Raw genomic sequence first — 23,337 nt, forward strand, 5'->3', positions numbered from 1 at the left:
GGGTTGGGGGTGGGGTTCTTTTATTATGGGTGATTTGGCGGACATAATATAAAGGGGCATCATTGCATTTTTACAATAAGTAGGTAGGCATAATTAAACATACAAAAAAATCCTAGTTTGTAGCGAGCGATTTATCGCTTCTTCGGATTTATCAGCACTAAAGTCCTGACCCTTCGGGTTCGTTAGTCGCTTATGGGGGAAACCCCCTTGGCGCTAGCCTCTCCCTTTGGGAGAAGACCGCGCTAACTCACTACAAACTTTAATTTATTTATGCCTAGCAATAAATTGCAACTAAATTTTAAGCTAGAGCCACTGCTGGTTGCTTCCAGCGTCCCACTGCCTTACCAATTACTGACAATTCTTGCATCAAGTTATCGAAACGGTCTGGTGTCAGAGATTGGGGCCCGTCGGATAAAGCTTTGGCAGGATTAGGGTGAACCTCTATCATCAGGGAATCTGTGCCAGCTGCGATCGCAGCCATTGCCATTGAAGGCACAAACTCAGACCAACCTACGCCGTGGCTGGGATCAATCATAATTGGCAGGTGAGTCAGTTTCCGCAACACTGGCACTACCGATAAATCCAGTGTATTTCGCGTATATTGACGGTCAAAGGTGCGTATTCCCCTTTCACACAAAATTACATTGGGATTGCCAGATGCCAAAATATACTCGGCTGCCATCAACCAATCTTCAATAGTCGCTGCCATTCCCCGCTTCAACAGAACTGGTTTCGGCTGCGCTCCCACTTTTTTGAGCAAGGAGAAATTTTGCATATTTCTTGCTCCCACCTGAATTACGTCAGCAACTTCGGCAATTTTATCCAGGTCTACGGCATCCATCACTTCTGTAATAATACCTAATCCGCTAACTTCCCGCGCCTTCGCTAACAAATCCAAAGCACTCTCGCCGTGTCCTTGGAAAGCATAAGGTGAAGTCCGGGGTTTGTATGCCCCTCCGCGCAAAAATGCCGCTCCAGCAGCCTTGACGCGCCGCGCCGTCTCTACAATCATTTCTTCATTTTCTACGGAGCAGGGGCCAGCAACGACTACCAAAGGCTGATGTTCGCCAAATACTACCGCTCCATCAGGAGTATTAACCACCACATCTGACGCTTCGCCGTGGCGGTACTGACGGCTAGCTCGTTTGTAAGGCTGCTCTACCCGTAACACCTGCTCAATCCAGGGGCTAAGTTCCTGAATTTGTAGCGGATCTAAGCTGGCGGTTTCACCTACTAGACCAATAACTACTTTGTGTTGACCAACAATTTTTTCTGGAGTTAGCCCCCAGCTACTGAGTTCCTCATCAATGCGGTTTATTTCCGCCTCTGGGGAACCACTTTTCATTACTATAATCATCTGAAAGTTCCTGATTAATTGAGTAAAATTTTCTGTGAATAGGCTAACTTTATTGTTGCCTATTGGCCTAATTACAAATAGTTAAAAATAAAATTTGTTTACAAAATAAATAGATAAAATGCAGCGCTCAGTCAGTATTTTTACTGCTAAATAACTAGATATGGGGTATAAAAATGATTGTAGAATTTTAACTAGCAATGTTGAAGCGATCGAATTTCAACTTCAACATTAACTTTTTCATTTACCCAATATCACAGTTACTTAATATCTGAGCGCCGTTCATCATAAGTTTTTTTGCCGAGTTTCGCGCCAAGCTGCCACCATTCGTCCCAAATTGGTGTTGAACTCACCCAAACCCAGAAAACTTCCGACTTTTTCTTCATCCCAAGAGGCAGAGAGAACGCCATAAGTTATCCCTAAAACCCCCAAACCAAATAATCCCATGTTCACCAATAACACAGCGATGGGAGGTAGTCGGATGTCGGAGTAGGCAGCAAGCAGATAGCTAGCAACCAAAGCGCTAATGCCCAAAGCTGTTGGTACACCAGAGAACCCAGCTACCCGTCGGATCATCCGTTGGCTGACTACTTGGGGAATTGCCATCTCTTGTTTGGTGTAAACCACTTTTTTATCAGCCTTTTTGACAGATTCTTGGGGCTGTGCTGCTGGTTTACTTTGAGCTTTTGCGGGTTTTTGGCGCTTTTTGTTCGGTTCAAAAGGCAAACGACTGCGTTCAGATTCTTCAGCAGACATAAGCGGTAATCCTATCCACGAATACCGAGACGAGCAATCAAAGCTTGATATTTTTCCCGGCTTTCCTGCGATATATAAGCTAGAAGACGCTTACGCTGTCCGATTAGCTTCAACAGTCCTCTTCGGGAAGAATGGTCTTTTTTATTTGCTTGGAGATGTTCGCTGAGGCGGTTAATGCGCTCAGTTAGCATAGCGACTTGGACATCGGCCGAGCCAGTGTCAGTTTCGTGAACTTGGTAGTTGGAGATTATTTCTTGTTTCCGCAGTTGCGTGAGGGCCATGGTCGATTCAGTTTCTAGTTTTTCTAAAGTGTATGCAGCAGTCTCCTATAATATCACAGCCCTCAAGCTGGATGTGGAATGACCCTTAAAGTAATATTTGTATTTTTTAATACTAACTTTTAGAGGTTAAGTCTCGGTATACTTCGTTTCAATCCCTGATAGGGATTTGAATTGATTGCGATATTATTGCACCATCGGGCGATCGCACCAAGACGATAGAAGAAAAGTTTCAATGCCTAATAGGGATTTTAGTTAATTGCGATGATAATTACTGGCTAGGGGGAATTACGACAACTCGTTTCAATCCCTAATAGGGATTTTAGTTAATTGCGATGTTAGCAGCTTCTAATGCTAAGGTTTTCGCCGAATCTAAGTTTCAATCCCTAATAGGGATTTTAGTTAATTGCGATTTTAATGCAAGGATTAGGTTTAGATATACATGTTTCAATCCCTAATAGGGATTTTAGTTAATTGCGATGTGTAAGGGCAAACAGAAACCCTTCCTAATGGTTTCAATCCCTAATAGGGATTTTAGTTAATTGCGATCCCAGGGCAACCCATCGTTAACTATGTTATCCCTGTTTCAATCCCTAATAGGGATTTTAGTTAATTGCGATGTGAAAAACCTCAGATAGTTAACGAGTCACTAAGTTTCAATCCCTAATAGGGATTTTAGTTAATTGCGATCTGCATTAATAGTGACTTTAGAATTATCTTTAAGGTTTCAATCCCTAATAGGGATTTTAGTTAATTGCGATCCGGCAACGATCGAAACCAACTGAGTAAGAGAGAAATGTTTCAATCCCTAATAGGGATTTTAGTTAATTGCGATTTAAATAATTTAATTTTGGTTGATAACAGCTACGGGCTGTTTCAATCCCTAATAGGGATTTTAGTTAATTGCGATATATCTTGCAAAAGTAGACGGTGGTAGGTGTCGTGTTTCAATCCCTAATAGGGATTTTAGTTAATTGCGATTATTAATCCACCTGCACTAGCTTTTACCTTACCAAGTTTCAATCCCTAATAGGGATTTTAGTTAATTGCGATATCTGGAAGTCCGTGGAATATTGCAATGGCTGTAGTTTCAATCCCTAATAGGGATTTTAGTTAATTGCGATATTTATACTTGCGTTTAAGCTTTCCACAACTCCTGTTTCAATCCCTAATAGGGATTTTAGTTAATTGCGATTCTACCGACCCTACTAAGATTCTTGGTGATTTTGTTTCAATCCCTAATAGGGATTTTAGTTAATTGCGATAATACCTGCGTAGGCTGCGGTGTTAGACAGGATGTTTCAATCCCTAATAGGGATTTTAGTTAATTGCGATCGCAGGCGTCTGAAAGACTTGTGTTATTTGGTTTTCAAGGTTCAATAGCGCGAATGCAAAAATCATAACATAAGGACTGGCAATTGTGCTAACTGTAAATAGCTGAAAGTCAGTCTACATAAGGTGCGCGGATGGTTTCAAGATGCTATAGCCATCAAATCCTTACATATAGGGCAATTCAGGCATTTTTGTGTTCCCCCTTCCCCAACACCTACCCATCCGCGCATTTAGCGAAAAAACTAATCCGATTGGAAAGCTGTTTCTGTTTACTTCATAGATATCTTACTCGATTAGGTTCGCTGACTTTCGGGTGATGCTTACGCCTACCCAATTCCAGCACTTCCATAACTAACCTTATTTGGCAACGTCTTCAAAATCTGTTATCGCATAAGCAAATTCTCTAAAAGCTGTTTTAATCAGAACCTCTTTCGTTCCTCTTTCCAGAGAAGAGTTGCGGATAAGGTCTGTTAATTCTATGAACAACAGAGAAAACATAAAACGATCTTGGCGGTCAACTTGTTTTAAGCAAGACGATATAAACTGATAAAGCTCTGTTTTTCTGGGTTTAGTTTGTTCATCCCATATTTGCAACCCAAGCCGAAAAGTTCTCAAGCGGATTTCATTGGTGTTGAAGGACGCGTCTTTGTAGCGGACTGATACGCGTTGGGGTAGTTCCATGAGTTTTAGCTATACATATTCAATGTAAAGTAATTATTCACTTATATTTTGGCTTAACCGGAAAAATCTGATATTTTGCACCAATGGCAATAGCCGCCAGATGTTAGAAACGAATGACTGGCGTAGAATATAGAGAATTTTGCAGGGTAGTACAGCAGTTCTACCCTACATCGCCAATTTAGAGGATACCCCAGAAATGGAGTAGCCCTTGACCAGAAAAAGCTTCAATTAAAATTGCAGAGACAAAACCAATCATTGCAAGACGACCATTCCAATTTTCACTCTGAGGAGTGAAGCCAAAACGCACAGCATTAGGATCTTCTGAAACAATAGACGCAGAATTCTTAAAATCTGACATGAGCATAACTCCAAAATTCAAGTGTTGTAGCAGTTATAACTGTCTGTAAAGTAATGTAACAGATGTTAAAAAAAATGCAAGATTGAGTGAATTAGGGCTTACTCACTCTTTACGAATTCTTTGTCTATGAGACGCTGCGTAATGTTGATGATAACAGCGAATTAGGGCGAGAAAATTGGACTATTAGCTTGAATGTAGATAATAATTTTCGCGATTTTTGATAGTTAAAGCGCTTTCCAAATCCATAAACTTTTCTCCTAAAAGGTTACGCTGTACACATAAGTTATCCGATTACCCAAAAGTCCTCCAAAACCTCACCTTGTCTTATCCTTAGTCAGGATAGGACAGGGTGAGGTATCTCAGGGGCTATCTACGAGACTAACCGTAAATTACCTTGACAAAGGCTTGTGTGTACATCGTAAGTAAACTTTTTGGTAGAGTTATTAAAGTTACGCCGGATAAATCCGTAATCTTCTATTTGGTTCTTCGCCAAAACTATGCGACTTGAGGCGATAATGTTCTACCAACTCATGTTGCATTTTGCGAACTTGGGGAGAACGCGGCAATAACTCGACTGGCTGTCCTTTAGGAATCACAATTTGCTCAACGGCAAGTCTAGCTTCTTCAAGAGCATCCATCTCATCATCGCTACCATTGTGTAAAAACAATTGTAGTTCTCTATCATCGGCCATCTCTGGGTCGTCAATATTCAGCAACCGCCGCAAACCACGGGTAATTTGGGGAATGGTGCTGGACTTAATCATGTGAATGGGTACATGACGAGCTTTGGCCATTTGGCGTAATTTGGCGTGGTTTTTGACGTGCGATCGCAGTGCTAAAATTGCATCAGCACTATCTATATCTTTTGTCAATAGTACAGGCAAAGTTAGCACGCTAATCACCTGTTCCAGTTGGTGACGGCTAACGCCATAAGGGTAAACGTGCAATGGCAAATCTTCCCCATTGGGCCCTGGGTGTCTGGTAACAGCATCAAAATCAATGCTTTCAGAATAATTGAACGATTCATCCAGCAAACGGTCAAACTCACTGCGCCCAGTTACCCGCTCTACAGGCAATTGGGGTAGTGCAACCATTTGTCCAGATGAACGCCAGCCATTAGACGGTCGCGCCGGTGGGAAAGAATCCTCTACTGTTCCTAGCTGTCCACCACGACCGTTGACAACAGCTAACTGACGTGTAACCGCGATTTTGCCGTGGTCATCAACGGTTCTCGTTTGTGGAGTAGGCTGACGCCCCCGCAGCAGATTATCTACGGTGTCAGCAACACTTTCGTGTACTGTCCAGCGTTGGCGTTCCAACATTTCCACAGCAATTTCAAAGGTAGGTGGGGCTTTCCGCTCCAAAACAGTCTTTTGAGAGCCTCGCCGTCTGGCTTCATCGTCTCCCAAGGTCACAGCTTGGATACCCCCAACTAAATCAGCCAGGGTGGGGTTTTTAATCAGATTTTCGATCTGATTTCCGTGGGCAGTACCTACCAACTGTACGCCCCGTTCTGCAATGGTACGAGCCGCTAAAGCTTCCAGTTCCGTGCCAATTTCATCAATAACAATGACCTCTGGCATGTGGTTTTCCACTGCCTCAATCATCACCTGATGCTGTTCGTTTGGATGAGCCACTTGCATCCGTCTGGCGCGACCAATGGCGGGGTGAGCAACATCACCATCCCCAGCGATTTCGTTGGAGGTGTCAATAATCACCACTCGCTTATGCAGATCGTCAGCTAAAACACGGGCTATTTCCCGTAAGGCGGTAGTTTTACCCACGCCTGGACGCCCCAGCATGAGAATCGATTTACCAGTTTCTACCAAATCACGGATCATGCCAATGGTTCCGAATACGGCTCGACCAACGCGACAGGTCAAGCCAATAATCTTACCAGTGCGGTTGCGAATAGCGCTGATCCGATGCAAAGTTTGCTCAATTCCTGCCCGATTATCTCCGCCAAAGATTCCGACTCGTTGAATGCAATCATCTATTTGTTCTTGAGTAACGGGTACTTCGCTCAAATACTCAGCTTGATTAGGAAAGCGAGCCTCTGGGCGACGACCCAAATCCAAGACCACTTCTACTAAACTATCTCGTTTGGGATGACTCTCTAGTACTTGTTGCAGGTCTTGGGGCAAAATGTCTAATAACTTTTGGAGATCGTCTGTAATCGTCATGCGTTCTATGGTGACGTTTTTAGAGATAGCGAGGACATTTGCGTGCAGGAGAACCCGCTCTGGGGATTTTTCCGAACGAGCAATTAACGCTCCTGCTGTGACTTGATCTGGGAAACGAGAGAATGGGCAAGTTCTACAGCTTGCCAAAGCAATACTTCATCTTCTTCTAGGCGAACAGTCGCCTTCATATTGGTGTTACTTACCTCCTTATTCTCTAACTGTTCGAGAATTGGTGACAGCAGTACGCGGGCGTAGCTACCGTAGGCGACCCCAGAAATTTTGGATTTTGGATTTTGGATTTTAGATTGTGGATTAGCTTCTTCTAATCTAAAATCTAAAATCGGCAATCCAAAATCTTTGAGTAGTTCCATTGCCTTTAACTTAGCAACGGTATACTTATTTGTGCCGCCTGCTAACTGCACATATCCTGGTAACTTAGCTGCCAAAACTTTTTGCCCTAATTTCACTGCGGCTATTGTGGTGCCATCGCCAATATCACCACTCATCGGACGACCATCGGTTTGCCAAATTAAAGCACCCTTGAATGGGGCAATCTTCTCGTAGAGCGTTCTTAAGTAATCAATCATCCCTTCACCATCAGGACAGCTGATGGCTAGTAACTTTAGTTTATCAACCCACGGTGAAATTGCTTGCCATAATCGCTCAAATTCTGCCAATCGCCCGACTTTTGTATGGATTTCTACGGCATCTACTCCCGTTGACATTACCAATGGCGCGATCGCTCCTGGCGTTGTCACGTATGAAGCTGTATAAATTATACCATAAGGGCAAACTGGAATGCAACGACCGCAGCCATAACACTTTTCGGATACTACTCCTGAAAAGTCTTCTTTGATACTGTCAAACACAATCGCTTGTGCCGGACAAATCCGTTCGCAGGGTCTAGGGCAGTCTGTAGGACACTCATGAGGATTAAATTCTGCTTTGCGAAAATGGGGGTCTTCTCCATCGTTTAGGCTGACCATCAAAAAGGGTAAATTGCCTTTGTAGTCAAAGCCTCGCTTTTGGGCATCCTGAGCCAGAGATTTGGCTGCTTGTAGCCCTGATTGCGCTGCTGCAATTACTGCTGGATCAGCTGCAACATCTATGCAGTCAGCGCCCGCCAAAGTATAGGCTAACGTTAAACTTCTGACTGCCGGCAAATGCTGGAAGCTGGCTCCGCAGATCAGCTTGAACCAGTCACCTTGTTTGAGAGATTGTAAAGGGGCGAACAGATCAGTCACTATTCTATTATGCGTTTATACGACTAAAAATAGTAGTCTGCGATCGAGAAAAAGTCCGAATTTGCTAATTTAGGGGGCATGGGGCATTGGGGACTGGGGACTGGGGATTGGGGACTGGGGCATAGGGCATTTGTCATTGGGCAAAACAGTGTTGAGTAATGAGTGCTGAGTTAGGAGTTATTCTCCCCCTGCTCCCTGTTCCCTGCTCCCTACCCCCTCATCTCCCTGCCTCCTGCTCCTCTGCTCCCCCACTCCTCACTCCCGCAGCTGTCTTTAGGAGGGCGACAACATGACAACTATATTTTTTGTAGAAGACTCTGCTGAAGATAGAGCTTTGTATCGACGCTTCCTAGAGCGGGACGATCGCTACACTTATGATATTTCCGAATTTGAATCTGGCAATCAGGCGCTACAAGCTTGTCAAGAGAAAATACCAGATGTGATTTTGTTGGACTATCGATTACCAGATTTAGATGGGCTGGAATTTCTCACTCGGCTACAGAGGCAAACTTATAACAGTCAAATTTCAGTAATTCTACTGACTGGACAGGGAGACGAAACGATCGCAGTCCAAGCCATCAAGAATGGGGCGCAAGATTATCTAGTCAAGGGAAAACTGACTTCTGATAATTTACGTCGAGCGGTTCATGGGGCGATCGAACAGATGCAGCTAATGCGGCAGCTAAAACAACAACAGGAACAACAAAAGTTAGTAGGAGCGATCGCTCTTAATATTCGCCAATCGTTGAAGCTTCAAGATATCCTTGCCACGAGCGTTCAAGAAGTCCGCAAGTTACTGAGCACCGATCGAGTACTGCTATATCAATTTACGCCTCAAATGCGAGGTAACATCGTCGCGGAGTCGGTATTACCCCAATGGACACCAATCTTCGGAATGCAGATTGAAGATACCTGTTTTCAGGAAAATCAGGGGGGAGAATATCGCCGAGGAAAAATTTGGGCGGCGACAAACATCTACGAAGCAGGTTTAAGTGATTGCCATATTCAACTTTTGGAACAGTTTCAGGTGAAGGCGAATTTAGTTGTCCCGATTTTGTTTGAGAGCAAGGAGACTCAAACAGTTGAACTTTGGGGGTTATTTATTGCACATCAATGTTCTGCCCCGCGACAATGGCAGACATTTGAGGTAGAATTGCTCTCTTCACTGACGGTGCAGCTAGCGATCGCTATCCAACAAGCCGAACTCTATCACAATCTCCAGACCCTCAACACCGAGTTAGAAGCCAAGGTACAAGAACGCACTGCCAAATTGCACCAAAGCGATCGCCGTTTCCGTGCCATCTTCAATAATACTTTCCAGTTCATCGGACTGCTAACGCCAGCTGGCATTTTACTGGAGGCGAACCAGACGGCGCTAAGTTTTGCCGGACTGAAACTAGAAGATGTCATCAATCGCCCTTTTTGGGAAGCACACTGGTGGACAATTTCACCGCAAACTCAAGCAGAATTAAAACAAGCGATCGCTCGTGCAGCCCAAGGAGAGTTTATCCGCTATGAAGTTGATGTTCTCGGTGCAAATAATCGGGTAGCAACAATCGATTTTTCACTCCGTCCGCTTTTAGATGAGACAGGTCAAATTGTTTTGTTGATTCCAGAAGGGCGAGATATTACCGAACTCAAACAGGCTAAAGAAAAACTCCAACAAAGTGAAGCACTGCTAGCCACTACTCAACAAATCGCCCATGTAGGCAGTTGGGAATTGAATTTAGAAACGAAAAAGCGCTCCTGGTCAATGGAAACCTTTCGCATCTCTGGTCTAAATCCCACTCAAGGCGAACCCAGCCAGACGGAACTTCTCCAAATAGTTCATCCAGACGATCGCGCCTGGATAGAGGCTCAACTGGAACAGGCGATGTCTACGACAGACTACGCTCAACAAGCCCCTTTCAATCTTGAGTATCGAATTATCCGACCTGATGGTTCGGTGCGCTACGTTGAGTCGAAAGCAGAGATAGCTTATGATGCTCAAGGGCAGCCAGTTAAGCTATTGGGAGCGGTTCTAGATATTACAGAACGTAAACAAAATGAGTTAGAAATAATCCGTAGTCGTGACCTGCTAGAAGCTGTTTATAACGAATCCGCTGATGCACTTTTTTTGGTAGATGTTGAAACATTACTGATCGCTGACTGTAACGATCGAGCAGTGAAGCTATTTGCAGCCTCTAGCAAAGCCGAATTAATTAACATTAAAGGTAACACTCTGCAAAAACAACCGTTTACTTCCGATGAGATTGCCACCTTTATACAAGAAATTCACCAGCAAGGGTTTTGCAGTCGAGAAGTTGAATATATTACTAAGCAGGGCAAATCCTTTTGGGGAAACATCGCAACCAAACAAATTACGGTCGCTGGTACTGTGATGCAACTAGTACGAATCACGGATATTACTGCCCGGAAGGATGGTGAAAAAGAGCAGCAACGGGCAGAAATAGCTCTCCGAGAAAGCGAGGAACGACTACAATTAGCCCTTGAGGCTTCTGGGGATGGTTTGTGGGACTGGAACTTTTTGACTGGAGAGGTGTATTACAGCCCTCGCTATTTAGAAATGCTCGGATACCGCTTTGATGAACTCCCACAGAATTTGAGTACTTGGGAGCGATTAGTTCATCCAGACGATCTACCTTGGGCAAAGAAAATCTTGGCAGCTCACTTCAAGGATAGTTCAATACCGTACAAATTTGACTATCGACTTTGCACTAAATCGGGCGAATGCAAATGGATTGCCAACTACGGCAAGGTTGTGATGCGAGATGCAGATGGTAATCCTCTGCGAATCACTGGTACTCATCGAGATATCAGCGATCGACAAGCCGCACTACGCGAACACAAACAAGCCGAAGCAGCCTTAGCCAAAAGTGAAGAACAACTGAGACTAACGTTGGAATTTAACCACATCGGTCTTTGGGATTGGAATGTTCAAACAGGCGAAGTTATCTGGAACGACAACCATTTTCGTTTGTTAGGTTTAGAGCCAGAAATATCAGCCAGCTATCAATTATGGCGCGATCGCGTGCATCCAGAGGATGTTGACGGAATTGAACAGACTGTATCAAATGCACTGGCACAACATATTAATTTTCAAGCTGAATATCGAGTGATTTATCCCGATGGCAGGGTTCGCTGGCTCACGGGAAAAGGGCGTGCTGCTTACAACGAAGCAGGCGAACCTGTACGGATGTTAGGAGTAATTATTGATGTAAGTGAGCAAAAGCAAGCAGAAGCAGCTTTGCAAGAAAGTGAAGCCCGATTTCAGGCATTTATGAACAACAGCCCAGTGCTAGCTTGCATCACCGATACAGATGGGCGTGTACTTTACTTAAATCAAACATACCTGCGGACATTTAAATTACTACCCGAACAGGTGATTGGGCAATATATTTCTGACCTCTACCCAGATGAAATTGCTAGGCAGCATTTCGATCACCTTCGCACAGTCATAGAGACAAATCAGGCAATTGAGGTGATTGAATTTGCTCCTCAACCAGACGGTTCCCTCGGTGAGTTCTTGGTATACAAATTCCCGATTCTCGGATTGTCTGCACAAAAGCTAGTGGGTAGAGTGGCGATTGATATCACAGAACGCAAGATTCTAGAGCGAGAAGTAGCTCACAAGCAAAAGTTATTGGATACCTTCATCAATAATGCACCTGTTGGTATAACCATTCTCGATCGGGAACTGCGTTATTCATTGATTAATGAAGCATTAGCAGAAATTAATGGCATTCCCGCAGCAGAGCATATTGGTAAGACACCGTGGGAGATTGTCCCTGATATTGCACCAAAGCAAAAGCAACTCTTTCGACATGTCTTAACAACAGGTGAACCAATTTTAGATTTGGAAATCAGTGGAGAAACCCCAAAATTTCCAGGTGTAATCAGGACTTGGCTAGCTTCCTATTTTCCAATTCAGTCTGAAGCTGATGAACCTATTAGCATGGGCATTGTGGTAGTTGAAATCAGCGATCGCAAACGCGCTGAACAAATGTTAGAGTTGCAAGCAGTCATTACCCGCAACATGGCGGAGGGAATTTGCCTAGTTCGTGCAACAGATGGCGTGTTTGTCTACGCCAATCCTAAATTCGAGCAGATGTTTGGTTATGAGCCTGGTGAATTAATCGGTCAGCATGTATCGCTCGTTAACTATGGTGATGAAAATAATACACCTGAAGATGTTAATCAGGCGATTAGCACTGCTGTTTTAGAACACAGTGAAGTAATCTATGAAATTTATAATATTAAAAAAGATGGCACTCCATTCTGGTGTAGCGCTACCGCTTCCGTTTTTGAACATCCTGAGTATGGAAGTGTCCTTGTGGCTATCCAACAAGATATCACCGAGCAAAAGCAAGCGGAAGAAAAAATCAAAGCCTCTCTAAAAGAAAAGGAAGTATTACTCAAAGAAATTCATCATCGTGTTAAGAACAATTTAGGAATTGTCAGCAGTTTGCTGCAAATGCAATGCAGACGAACACAAGATCCTGTGGTGACAGCTATTTTGCGCGATAGCCAAAACCGCATTGCTTCCATTGCCCTAGTTCATGAAAAACTATACCGTTCTGAAGACCTCGCTGATATTGATTTCGCTCAATACATTCCAGATTTAACAACTCATTTATTTGATTCCTATAATGTCAGTTCTAGCCAGATTCAACTACATATTCAAGTTGATAATGCTAGCCTTGACATCGAAACCGCCATTCCTTGTGGTCTAATTATCAACGAACTGGTTTCTAATGCTTTAAAATACGCTTTTGTTGGTAATCGTGGAGGCAAAATTGAGGTTAAGTTTTATCAAGAACCCGCATCTACTTTGACACTCATTATTAGAGATAATGGTGTTGGCTTACCCGAAAACTTTGATAGTAAGAAAACTAAAACACTGGGTATAACACTTGTCCAGGGTTTAGTCAAGCAGCTAAGAGGAAAACTTGAAATTGACTCTCAACAAGGAACAGAGTTCAAAATTACTTTTACAAACAGCCGGATATGAACATAATTGACCTCTCACCAAACACGCACACAAAAGAGACAGTTCGAGTCCTTGTTGTTGAAGATGAATATATCCTTGCTATCAACTTACAAGAAACTTTAGAGTCTTTAGGATATGTTGTTTTAGATATTGCCGATTCTGCCGAAGAGGCAATTGCAAAAGCAACTGAATTACGCCCAAACTTGATTTTAATGGATATCAGATTACGCGGTGAAATAGATGGTATCCAGGCATCAGAGCAAATTTGGCATCATTTGCAAATCCCGATTATCTACGTCACTGGGCACTCCGATCAAAGTACTGTCGAGCGAGCAACGCTGACATCCCCCTTTGGATATATTCTTAAACCCATTAAAGAGCAAGAACTTTACGTTGCCATTCAAACAGCACTCAATCGCTACGATCGCGAGCAATTTTTGAGTTCTGTGCTTCGAGGAATGGGCGATGGGGTAATTGTAGTCGATACTAATTTAAATATTAAATACATCAATCAGGTAGCTGAAGCTCTAACAGGGTGGCAATGGAATGAAGCTAAAGACAAGACGTTAACTGAAGTCATCAAAATCATTGATGAACAAACTCAGTTGCCGACAGAAAATCCAATTATTGCAGCCCTCCAACAAGAAACTACTATATATTTAGGCAGTGGTGTTCTACTAGTTGCTAAAAACGGGACAACTACACCAATAGCTGATAGTGCTACTCCCCTGAGAAATAATAATGGTGTAATTACAGGAGCCGTATTTGTTTTCCGGGATGACACGCAACGACGGTTAACCGAAGAACGCAATCTTGCAGCTGAACGCGCCCAACAACTAGAAGTTCGAGTGGCAGAACTGCAACGCCTGAACCAATTAAAAGAGGATTTTCTGGCAACCACTTCTCATGAAATGCGAACGCCCTTGTCAAACATCAAAATGGCAATCTCTGTGCTAGAAAATATTCTCGATCGCCAGGGTATCTTAAATTCAAACACACTTCCCCCATCTGAATCTGTAGACCGCTATTTACGTATTGTGCGCGAACAGTGCGAACAAGAACTGGATTTGGTTGACAATTTACTGCATCTACGAATGATTGATGCAGATGTCTATCCATTGGAATTAACATCAATTCAACTCCAAAACTGGCTGCCTCACGTTGCCGAGTATTTTCAAGAACGCGCTCAAGCTAGAGAACAGTCTTTGCAAGTTAGTGTTTCTCCAGATTTACCACCTTTAGTTTCAGACTTGGCTAGCCTGACTGAAATTATCTCAGAGTTACTCAACAATGCTTGTAAATACACTCCACCTGATGGACAGATTGTGTTAAACGTTCAGCTAATTTATATCACAAAAAGTCCGATCGATGAGGATGCTAAATCTAGTGTATTAGATAATTTTCAAGTTCCTTATTTTCAAATCACATTTAGCAATTCTGGGGTGATAATTCCAAAAAAAGAACAATCTCGAATTTTTGAGCCGTTTTACCGGATTCCTGAAAGCGAACGCTGGCAACAAAGCGGCACAGGATTAGGTTTAACATTGGTTAAGAAGTTAGTAGAATATCTCCAAGGCACGATTGAAGTTACCAGCTCTCAGGGCTGGACAACGTTTACAGTTCAGCTGCCTTTAAGTTTGTGATGGTATTTGTCATTTGTTATTTGTCATTAGCTCGACTTTATCCATTTTTGCCTACAGGTCATCACAAATGTAGGCGATCGCTAAAAGATGCGGGTTTTGCTGCATACATAACATTTAAATACAGCCTTGGCGAATAGTGATGGCACAAGTAATACACTGAGGCTGAAGGATAATTGTGTGTATCTTCCCATGAATACAACAATACCATTTGAAATTGCCAATATCCTACTAACGTAATGGATAAAGTCGAGCTTAGGACAAATAATTTAGCAAACGACAACAGCAAACGACATTTAGTATTAGCATTACTGAAAACATCAAATTCCATGACTTTTTCCAATTACCCAATTACGTCGGAAAAACCGAGCTAAAGCTGATTCTTCTAAAGATAAATAAATTGGTCGTCCATGAGGACAGGTGCGAGGGTTGCGAGTACGTTGCCAATTATCTAAAAGTGTCTGCATTTCTTGCTGATTCATGGGTGTACCATTACGAATAGCACTGCGACAGGCAACAGCGACTTGGGCTGTTTGTAAATCCCCTCCCCAACTAAGCTCTAAAATTGCTTCTGCACAGTCGTTTCGCTGTTGCAAAGGTGCGGGAATATTACGGACTGCCCAAAGTTGTTCGCCAAAGGGTTCTATTTCTAAACCAATGCGTTGGAGTTGCAATACTTGCGCTGGCGATAATTGATAAAGAATTATTGGCGGTTCGACGGGTAAAAGTTGCCAATCATCGCATAATTGCTCATACAAAACTCGCTCATGGGCAATGTGCTGTTCTACTAACCACATCCCACTTGAATGTTCCGCCACAATATAAGTGTTGCTTACTTGAGCGACAGCTTTTAAAGAGTTAGGAGTTGGGAGTGAGGAGTTAGGAGTTTTGGGATTTTCATTAGGATTTTGAGAATTGAAATTATAGCTGCCTTTGGCTTCTGCGGCTTTGAGTAATTTACTAACTCGTGTTGTGTGAACAGCTTCTTTGAGATTGTTAGAAGAAATGCTGAGTGCTTGGTTAATTGCTTGGGTAATTTGCTCTTGCCAATAAATGATTTCGTTGAGGTAAATTTCTGTTTTTGCTGGATTGCGATTCCAGTTAATTTGATCGGGGGAAATGGCAAGATGTAAGAAACAAATTGGATAGCGATCGCGTGGTAATGTTCTATGAAATGCTGATAATATGGTTTGCTCTAGTTCCGGTGTCTTAATCATGCGTCTGTTGATAGCTACACGTACCCAATCTGGACGATGACGATGAGTGCGATCGGGTAATCCTACCACTAAATTTAGTGCTGAGTGAGGAGAGACGCGATGAATCGCCTCTGTACAAGTGTCCGTAGAGACGCGATGAATCGCGTCTCTACAAGAGTTGGGGGGGTTGGGTATTTCGAGTTTGACTTCTTGCAAGTCACCTTGTCGCACTTGTGGTAAAATCTGCGGTAGCAATTGCCCAATTGTCGCTGCCGGACAAATGGTGAACCATTGACGATCATTTTGCCAAATCTGCCAAGTAACGTGGGGATGACAGAGGGCAATTTGGTGAATTGTGGCTTGCACAGCTTTCATTTGCTGTGCTGTTGTAGGTAATCCCTGACGACGAGATGAGCAATTACCGAAAAGATGAGAAACTGTAACTACTGTACCAGGTGCGATCGCAGTTGCTTCAACTTGTACAACTTTCCCGCCATCGCCATAAATTATCCGCCATCCTAAATTTCCCTCCAGAGGACGACTCAAAATTTCTAAATCAGCCAGAGTCGTTAAACTGTGCAACGCTTCACCACGAAACCCTAAACTGTTAATTTTCCACAAATCGGCACTAGAGCGAATTTTACTAGTACTGTGGGCTGTGGCTGCTTGTTGTAAATCATCTAGGTTCATTCCACAGCCATTATCTGCCACGCGAATTCGCCATTGCTGCGGCCACAAAGAAACCACAATTCGCGTTGCACCTGCGTCTAGGGAATTTTCTACCAATTCCCGCACCACAGAGGCTAAAGAGTCGATTACCTCTCCAGCTGTAATGAGATATACAACTTCTGTTGGTAGAGCTTGAATAGTAGATGCCATAAATTATAGTTTATAGCTTCTGGGGCACGCTATATACGACTTATATCAAGAATCCTTTCTCAGCAACAAAAGAACCACAAATAAACACTGATAAATTATCTGTGTACATCTGTGGTTTAATTTATAAAACATTAATTTTGCAAGATATCTATTATGTATTACAACTTTTTCTATGCCATCAGAAAAAGTTAGTAATTGCAACATTAATTAACATTAAATCACCTGACTTTATGGATATTTTTAGGCGATTCGTTAATTACTATCTCTCATGGACAAAATTTTAGCTGGTTCAGGTTTGAGCAAACCGTTCAACAGTGATGCAGGACGTTGACTATAAGGCCAAGCAAAAGCATGACGGAAAGCCGCATCTTGACAAGCTTGTAGTTGTGCAAAACTAATGATGTTGTAAGTCAAGAGATTCTCATACTCAAACGGTAGACGTACATTGTGCAATCCGGCATTATCAGTACAGATAGCGATATCAACTCCAGCATCAAGACAACGGTCAAAAACTAATTTGAGTTGACGTATATCTTGCAAAGTTCCAGTTTTTAGGTAAGTTGTCGGACAAACCTCTAAACATTGCCCGCGTCTAGCTACATCATTAAGTAGCTCTGGATATAGTAGGGGAATTTGAATGCCGTGACCAATCCGCATCAAATATGGTAACAGTTCTGGGTAACAACCAGCGGTAGTTTCATATAGATGTCCTGTGGTGTTAACGCCCAGCGATCGCGCATAATCATATAAGCTAATCCATTCTTCTAAGCGATCGGCGTAATAACTATCACCTCCGGCTACATCTACTGCACAGACATACTGTTTATTTTGTGCTGCCAAATCAACAATCGCCTTGTTCACCTCATAAGGTAGGCGTGTGTGCATACAGAGAATTTGGCTAGTAACAATCGGATATTCTGGCTGTTGGCTGGCAAGTCCTACGACTCGCACAATTTCTGCCATCTTGTCAATTCTTGCAGATTGACTCAGATGCTCAGGTGTCCGCAAATAAGGAGTGTAGCGCAGTTCCAGATAAGCCAAATTTTCAAATATGTAAGCACCCCGCACCAAGCGATAGATAAAGTAAGGCAAAGTTTCTACAGTTTGCACGCTTTCTACCAAGGTGTGTAATTCTAGATACTCGTCTAGGGTGTTACGTGGGCGGGTATAAAAATCTTCAAATTCTGAATAGTCAGCAAAGCGGGAAATTAACTCCGAAGAATGCCGCTCGAAATATCGCCATAAAACTCGTGGTACGACCGAGCCGCCTAGATGTCTATGTAATTCAGCATATAAAGCCATAGTGGTATTTTTAGGTAAAAATTTCAATGATTGTAACAAAAACATCGAAAGAAAAATTTGTCTTCAAACAAATTTTGCTCCAACTTCTTTGGAGTAGAGGTTTCCCTACATCTTAATTTCAACAAATACTCCGACCTGTAAACTGCGCAAACGATTTGGTGGCTTGGAATTAGATAGGGTTGAGAGCAACAGATAAATTTCTGCTTCCTACCTCCTGCACTAATATTTGCAGCACGAACAAACTTGACATTACCAAGATTAAATTGATAGCATTGATATCCTTTTTGTGCTATAGTAAAGAAACATTGCTATTGTTAAGCGAATGAAATATAGCAATATATTTTTTCTTTAACAAAGCAAATTCCTGGCAAGGTTGGTATTAATTGAAAATTCAAGCGTTGGAAGTCAAGGCTGGCGATCGCATTATTGCTTACTGCAACAATAAAATGCAAACCTGCAAGGTAAAACGCATTTTAGATCCAGGTCAAGCCAATATCACACTATCAGTATTCACCTCTGAGAATTATCGCGGTTGCTCAGTTTCATCTATAGTTCGCTTCCAAAGCAACGCTTTAGTTGATTTGGTAAGTTAGCTAAAAACCAAGTAAATATTCAAACTCAAAAATATTTCTAGCTATTGTCCAGCCTCAAACTGGACAAAATTTTTGTGAAAGGTGCGATGCCTGCGGTAAAGATCGCCTACGCACATCCAAATTCGTTAATTGTGGCTAGATGATTTTTCTAAAAATGTAAAGCGCAATTTAGGTATTGCTAAACTGTTCCAGATATAATTTGTACATCTAAATTTAATTAAAATATTGTGGGGTGGACAGCGTTCGGCTGACCTGTACTGAGCGTTATTAAAGTAGCGCTGACGCCAAATTATTGCCCACCCTAATTATGCAAGTTAAAGGTGGAACAGCTTATTACTATTAACCCTCTACTTGATGGCTTTTGTTAGTTCTTTTTCACATCACGAGCCATGTTGAGGTAGTAGTCGTCAAGTTTAGCATTAGAACGACGGCGGTTAGGGGCAGGAATTTTAGTAGTGTTATCCCGATTCGTTTCAATTGGCTGTTTAGTTGAAGCTTGATTTACGTCTTGCACCCGATCGGATTCTAAGAAATAACCAGACTCAGAGAATCCGAAAAGCTTGGCAAACAAACCAAATAAATTTCCGAAAAAATTAGAAATACTTTGGAATAAAACACCAAACAAGCCTTCAAGACGAAGGAACAAGTTCCGAATAATTTGAGTTAGACGAAGCATAATAGTACCTTCAATGATTGCCTATTACCATTGTGACGCAATTCGGATTCGGGAATTGCTGATATGGAAAAAATCTACCAGTAGGTAGGTATAATTCCCACAATCCCTACCTTTTCTGAACCAGCAAAACCGACTTTACAGGACGCTTGATAGAATTCCCCTCCAAATCAACCTTTCCGTAAAAAGTTTTCCCATTGTAATAAAGCGAAGACGAACTTCCTCCATCCAGATTCATGGCGCGATCGGCTCCAAGAGTTTTCATCAAATCAGCTAATGCTGGCAAAGATATTCCATTCGCGGGAGCCGAGGGTTTTTGAGCCACCATAACTAAAATAACGCTGCCATCAGGGGTGATACCTACAGCAGTTCTGGCATTGGGTTGATTGCTGCCAAGCGCATCTCGTTTATTAGCATTGTCCACAAAGCCCTCTTTTTCTAAGGTGAGTTCTGGTAATAGGCGCGGGCCAGCACCGATAGCATCAACTAACTGACAACCTGCTGGTGGTGACTGATTGTGTTGGGCAATGGAATAGCGGCTAGTTTGCCCGCATAAGTAACGACGGAATTCTGTGCGATTGAATATTTGGCCCAAATAAGATTTTAAGTTGGGATTGTTCACCAGCCGCTCATTTTCCTTGGGATCGGCTATCAACTTTCCTTGTCGGACAACATAAGATGTAGTTTTTTGGTTGACTGGATCAAAAAAGCCTGCATTCAAAATAGCCACGGCTTGATGCTTTTGGGCAAATTCCTCTACAGTGGCTACCTTCTGTGATAGTGCAGGAGTTACCAAAAATTTGCTATCAACTGGAATCAACACGATGTGAGCGATGCTTTGGGGCAAAGTGCGATCGAAGTAGCGGATAGTTTTTGCTGGTGAAGCTGCAATAGTGGGTATTGAAGGTGTTGAAAAACGCAAATTAAACCACAACACCATTGCTAAACTAATTAATATCAAAGCCAGTAGTTTGATTTTTCTCACTTTTAAACTCACGTGCGGTTAGCTCAAAAAAGTTGATTTAATCGATTTAATTAAAATACTTTAAGCTGAAAAATAAGCAATTAACTTTAATTATTCCCGGTTCGCCCATTTTTTAAGGATTTAGGAAAAATAGATAGTCAAAAGTATACCGAAGGGCGTATTCCCAAAAAGGCTCAATTAGGTATATGTTCGCAATTATGGCTACTAAACCCATAATTACAAAAATTTAACTTTAAAATAACTAAACTATCTAGATTCAACAGAATATGAATAGAGTTATCTTCAAAAACATCAAGGAATAAAATATGTGCGCTATTGAATTGGAAATTAGCAAACCAGTATCTTGCAATTGTCCACAGAGATATCTGCGGTTTTGATAGTTGCTTAAGTTCGGATCGATTGAAATTGTTAACTGCTTATGCGTCCTCGTCAAAAAATTATCGAGATGTTCTCAACCTTCGTTGAATTAGAAGGAGACAGATTCAGCAAATGGTTGATTGATATCAAACTACATCGAAATATTCAAAATTGCTTGGAGTCTTCATCATTCGTCCCTAACTCAGAAAACTTTTGGGCATTACATTGGTACAAATGCTGGCGAGAGGAATCTAATAGCCTTGCTAGAATGCATTTATCTGCTTATTTACAGGAATCAAATTATTGGGCTGCTAAAAAAACTATTGCCAAATTTACAAATAGTCAACATAGCCTAGCAGATTATTTTCAAATGGCGAATGCTGAAATTGAAACAATTCTCAAAAATTTTAATCTAGAAAAATGCTCTAGCTTAAAAGCCTATGCTACTATGGCAGTTCCGAGTCGGCTAAAAGATATTTTACGCCAACGCAAAGAAGCTGATATTTGCACAAATTGGGCATTGTTACGCAAAGTAAGCAAAAAGCAGTTTTTAGAAGCTCTTGCTCAAGCTGGATTATCACCGATTCTAATTGTTCAATATCGATTAGCCTGGACTTGTTTCAAAGAACTGTATGTTCAAAACCAACCAGGTGGCACAAAGTCACTACCAGAACCAGAACCTCAACTTTGGGAAGCTATTGTCAAGCTCTACAACCGCGATCGCCAAAATCAGTTAACTCAACCTACTCCAGAATCCACGAGAGAGAAAATTGAACAGTGGCTAACCCAAGCAGCTATCTACGTGCGTGGTTATCTGTATCCACCTGTTAGTTCTCTAAATGTAGTGATACCAAAAGATGACTCCACAACAACTTTTGATTTGCCAGATCCATCCTCTGAATCATTAATCACGGAGATGATAGCCCAAGAGGATGCCCAAAACCAACAAAATCAACGATCTCAGATTGAAGCTGTTTTGTTAAAAACTTTACAAGCTTTTGAGGCAAAAACTCAAGAAATACTTCAACTTTATTACCAACAGGGATTAACTCAGCCACAGATTGTAGAACGCCTACAAATGAGTCAGCCTACTGTTTCTCGTCGGCTGATCAAATGTAGAGAATCAATGCTGAAAGCATTGATCCAATGGAGCCAAGACACGCTTAATATTTCTGTGACTTCCAACCTAGTTAATGATATGAGTAGTGCTTTGGAAGAATGGTTGAAAGTTAAGTATGGGGAATATCGCTGAAATTATGAATGATGAGGTAGTAAGAATGACTTCGGCTTTTACTGAACCGCAGGAATTATTGTTAGAAATATCACCATCCTTGCAGACAAGTTCTTGGCAAGAAAGCCAAATGTACGCCACACCTAGCAGTCGCTGGCGTGCTTACATAAATCAAATTTGCGTTTATGGGTTTTTGAATTGGGTAAAAGCTGAATATGTTCCAGAAGCAAGTATCTGGCATAGTTCTCCTGGTATTCCTGCTTTTTGGGAATTTGTCAATGGCACAGCAATTTTGTTAAATCAAAAGCGAGTCGTTTTAATTCCTAGCGAGGCAATTGATGATAGTGAGTTAGAAGTTCCTCAAGAATGGGTAGACATTCCTAGTTGGGCAGCAGACTATTATTTAGCAGTGCAAGTTACAGCAGATGGGAAGTGGGTAAGAATTTGGAGCTATATAACCCATGAAAAACTTAAATCACTAGCAGACTACGACCAAGTAGATAGGACTTATTGTATAGATGCACGGCACTTAATTAAAGACCTTAATGCTTTTTGGATCACCTACCAATTTTGTGGAACAGAGGAGATGAAAGGTGCGATCGCTCCACTACCAGAATTATCGAATGTTCAAGCAGAAAATCTTGTGCAACGGTTAAGTGATTCCTCTGTAACATTTCCTAGACTAGCAGTGCCATTTACAACCTGGGGAATGCTACTAGAAAATGAGCAGTGGCGGCAGCGTTTGTACCAAGAAAGACTGCAATCTGCACCTACGCAATTTTCACAAGTACAAGTGAGTCTCAGTCGTTGGCTGGAGCAGATTTATGATGCTTCTTGGCAAGCTATAGAGACTTTTTTTGAGCCAAACTCCAGTAGCCTAGCTTTTAATTTCCGCACTTCTTCCGGGTTAAATGCTGCCGCGATCAAACGCGCCAAGCTGATTGACTTGGGAATAGAAATAGAGACTCAAAAAGTTATTTTATTAATCGCCTTAATACCAGAAGCTAACCAACAAGTTAGTATTCGCGTGCAACTACATCCAGCTTGTAATCAACTTGACCTACCTGCTAATATCAAGCTAATTTTACTTTCAGATCGAGGGGAAATACTTCAACAAGTACAAGCAAGAATTCAAGATAGTTATGTGCAGTTAAAACTCTTTGATGGGGAAGTAGGAGAATGTTTCAGCATCCAGGTTGGTCTTGATAATTATCAAATAACAGAAAATTTCATAATTTAGTTATTATGAGCCAGCAGGGTCAAATTGGTTGATGCAATCTCTTTGTGGTGGCTTGTAAACGTTGT

Annotated in this window: 16 protein-coding genes and 1 CRISPR repeat array; of the genes, 5 read left to right on the forward strand and 11 right to left on the reverse strand. The window is 42.0% G+C overall.

Translation table 11 applies throughout. The features are described 5' to 3' along the window. Nucleotides 1–298 precede the first annotated feature (298 nt). The 7 genes from aroF to ldpA form a co-directional block, all read right to left on the reverse strand. Nucleotides 299–1,357 carry a 3-deoxy-7-phosphoheptulonate synthase gene (aroF, locus tag RMY64_RS30020; protein ID WP_322675195.1) on the reverse strand — a complete coding sequence of 353 codons (1,059 nt, stop codon included), beginning with the start codon at nucleotides 1,355–1,357 and terminating at the stop codon, nucleotides 299–301. A gap of 282 nt (nucleotides 1,358–1,639) precedes the next feature. Further along, a complete protein-coding gene (locus RMY64_RS30025; RefSeq protein WP_322668932.1) occupies nucleotides 1,640–2,110 on the reverse strand; it encodes a PAM68 family protein in 471 nt (156 codons plus the stop codon). Between the two features lie 11 nt (nucleotides 2,111–2,121). Further along, complete coding sequence (gene rpsO, locus RMY64_RS30030) at nucleotides 2,122–2,391, reverse strand: 30S ribosomal protein S15 (RefSeq protein ID WP_041565894.1); 270 nt, start codon at nucleotides 2,389–2,391, stop codon at nucleotides 2,122–2,124. A 145-nt stretch (nucleotides 2,392–2,536) separates the two neighbouring features. Next, nucleotides 2,537–3,723: a CRISPR direct-repeat array (repeat unit 37 nt; unit sequence GTTTCAATCCCTAATAGGGATTTTAGTTAATTGCGAT). Between the two features lie 354 nt (nucleotides 3,724–4,077). After that, nucleotides 4,078–4,401, reverse strand: coding sequence for a hypothetical protein (locus RMY64_RS30035; protein WP_194046858.1), 324 nt, complete (start codon nucleotides 4,399–4,401; stop codon nucleotides 4,078–4,080). Nucleotides 4,402–4,579: 178 nt separating this feature from the next. Further along, complete coding sequence (locus RMY64_RS30040) at nucleotides 4,580–4,759, reverse strand: chlorophyll a/b-binding protein (protein ID WP_099103697.1); 180 nt, start codon at nucleotides 4,757–4,759, stop codon at nucleotides 4,580–4,582. 449 nt (nucleotides 4,760–5,208) lie between these two features. Further along, nucleotides 5,209–6,942: a R3H domain-containing nucleic acid-binding protein gene (locus tag RMY64_RS30045; RefSeq protein ID WP_322701928.1), complete on the reverse strand. Its 1,734-nt coding sequence runs from the start codon at nucleotides 6,940–6,942 to the stop codon at nucleotides 5,209–5,211. 83 nt (nucleotides 6,943–7,025) lie between these two features. Further along, nucleotides 7,026–8,186: a circadian clock protein LdpA gene (gene ldpA / locus RMY64_RS30050; protein ID WP_322701913.1), complete on the reverse strand. Its 1,161-nt coding sequence runs from the start codon at nucleotides 8,184–8,186 to the stop codon at nucleotides 7,026–7,028. A gap of 289 nt (nucleotides 8,187–8,475) precedes the next feature. Between ldpA and RMY64_RS30055 the strand changes: the two genes are divergently transcribed. Continuing rightward, nucleotides 8,476–13,197 carry a PAS domain S-box protein gene (locus RMY64_RS30055; RefSeq protein WP_322701914.1) on the forward strand — a complete coding sequence of 1,574 codons (4,722 nt, stop codon included), beginning with the start codon at nucleotides 8,476–8,478 and terminating at the stop codon, nucleotides 13,195–13,197. Further along, on the forward strand, nucleotides 13,194–14,819 hold the full coding sequence (locus RMY64_RS30060; RefSeq protein WP_322701915.1) for a response regulator: 1,626 nt from the start codon (nucleotides 13,194–13,196) through the stop codon (nucleotides 14,817–14,819). The genes RMY64_RS30055 and RMY64_RS30060 overlap by 4 nt, the downstream gene beginning before the upstream one ends. Before the next feature lie 317 nt (nucleotides 14,820–15,136). On the opposite strand, the gene mutL is transcribed toward RMY64_RS30060, so the two are convergent. After that, nucleotides 15,137–16,891 carry a DNA mismatch repair endonuclease MutL gene (mutL, locus tag RMY64_RS30065; protein ID WP_322701916.1) on the reverse strand — a complete coding sequence of 585 codons (1,755 nt, stop codon included), beginning with the start codon at nucleotides 16,889–16,891 and terminating at the stop codon, nucleotides 15,137–15,139. Nucleotides 16,892–17,143: 252 nt separating this feature from the next. Next, nucleotides 17,144–18,193: an adenosine deaminase gene (locus tag RMY64_RS30070; RefSeq protein ID WP_322701917.1), complete on the reverse strand. Its 1,050-nt coding sequence runs from the start codon at nucleotides 18,191–18,193 to the stop codon at nucleotides 17,144–17,146. Between the two features lie 383 nt (nucleotides 18,194–18,576). On the opposite strand from RMY64_RS30070, the gene RMY64_RS30075 reads away from it, so the two are divergent. Further along, a complete protein-coding gene (locus tag RMY64_RS30075; protein ID WP_094352741.1) occupies nucleotides 18,577–18,786 on the forward strand; it encodes a hypothetical protein in 210 nt (69 codons plus the stop codon). Nucleotides 18,787–19,150: 364 nt separating this feature from the next. Here the strand turns inward: RMY64_RS30075 and RMY64_RS30080 are convergent, their stop codons facing one another. Then, on the reverse strand, nucleotides 19,151–19,462 hold the full coding sequence (locus tag RMY64_RS30080) for a threonine dehydratase (protein ID WP_322684240.1): 312 nt from the start codon (nucleotides 19,460–19,462) through the stop codon (nucleotides 19,151–19,153). 106 nt (nucleotides 19,463–19,568) lie between these two features. After that, nucleotides 19,569–20,444, reverse strand: a complete 876-nt coding sequence (locus RMY64_RS30085; protein ID WP_322701918.1) for a phosphodiester glycosidase family protein — start codon at nucleotides 20,442–20,444, stop codon at nucleotides 19,569–19,571. Nucleotides 20,445–20,862: 418 nt separating this feature from the next. On the opposite strand from RMY64_RS30085, the gene RMY64_RS30090 reads away from it, so the two are divergent. After that, nucleotides 20,863–22,053, forward strand: coding sequence for a sigma-70 family RNA polymerase sigma factor (locus tag RMY64_RS30090; protein ID WP_322701919.1), 1,191 nt, complete (start codon nucleotides 20,863–20,865; stop codon nucleotides 22,051–22,053). After that, on the forward strand, nucleotides 22,037–23,272 hold the full coding sequence (locus RMY64_RS30095) for a DUF1822 family protein (RefSeq protein WP_322701920.1): 1,236 nt from the start codon (nucleotides 22,037–22,039) through the stop codon (nucleotides 23,270–23,272). The genes RMY64_RS30090 and RMY64_RS30095 overlap by 17 nt, the downstream gene beginning before the upstream one ends. Nucleotides 23,273–23,337: the final 65 nt, after the last annotated feature.

The organism is Nostoc sp. DedQUE08 (genome assembly GCF_034530895.1).
In the GTDB taxonomy this organism is placed as follows: domain Bacteria; phylum Cyanobacteriota; class Cyanobacteriia; order Cyanobacteriales; family Nostocaceae; genus Nostoc.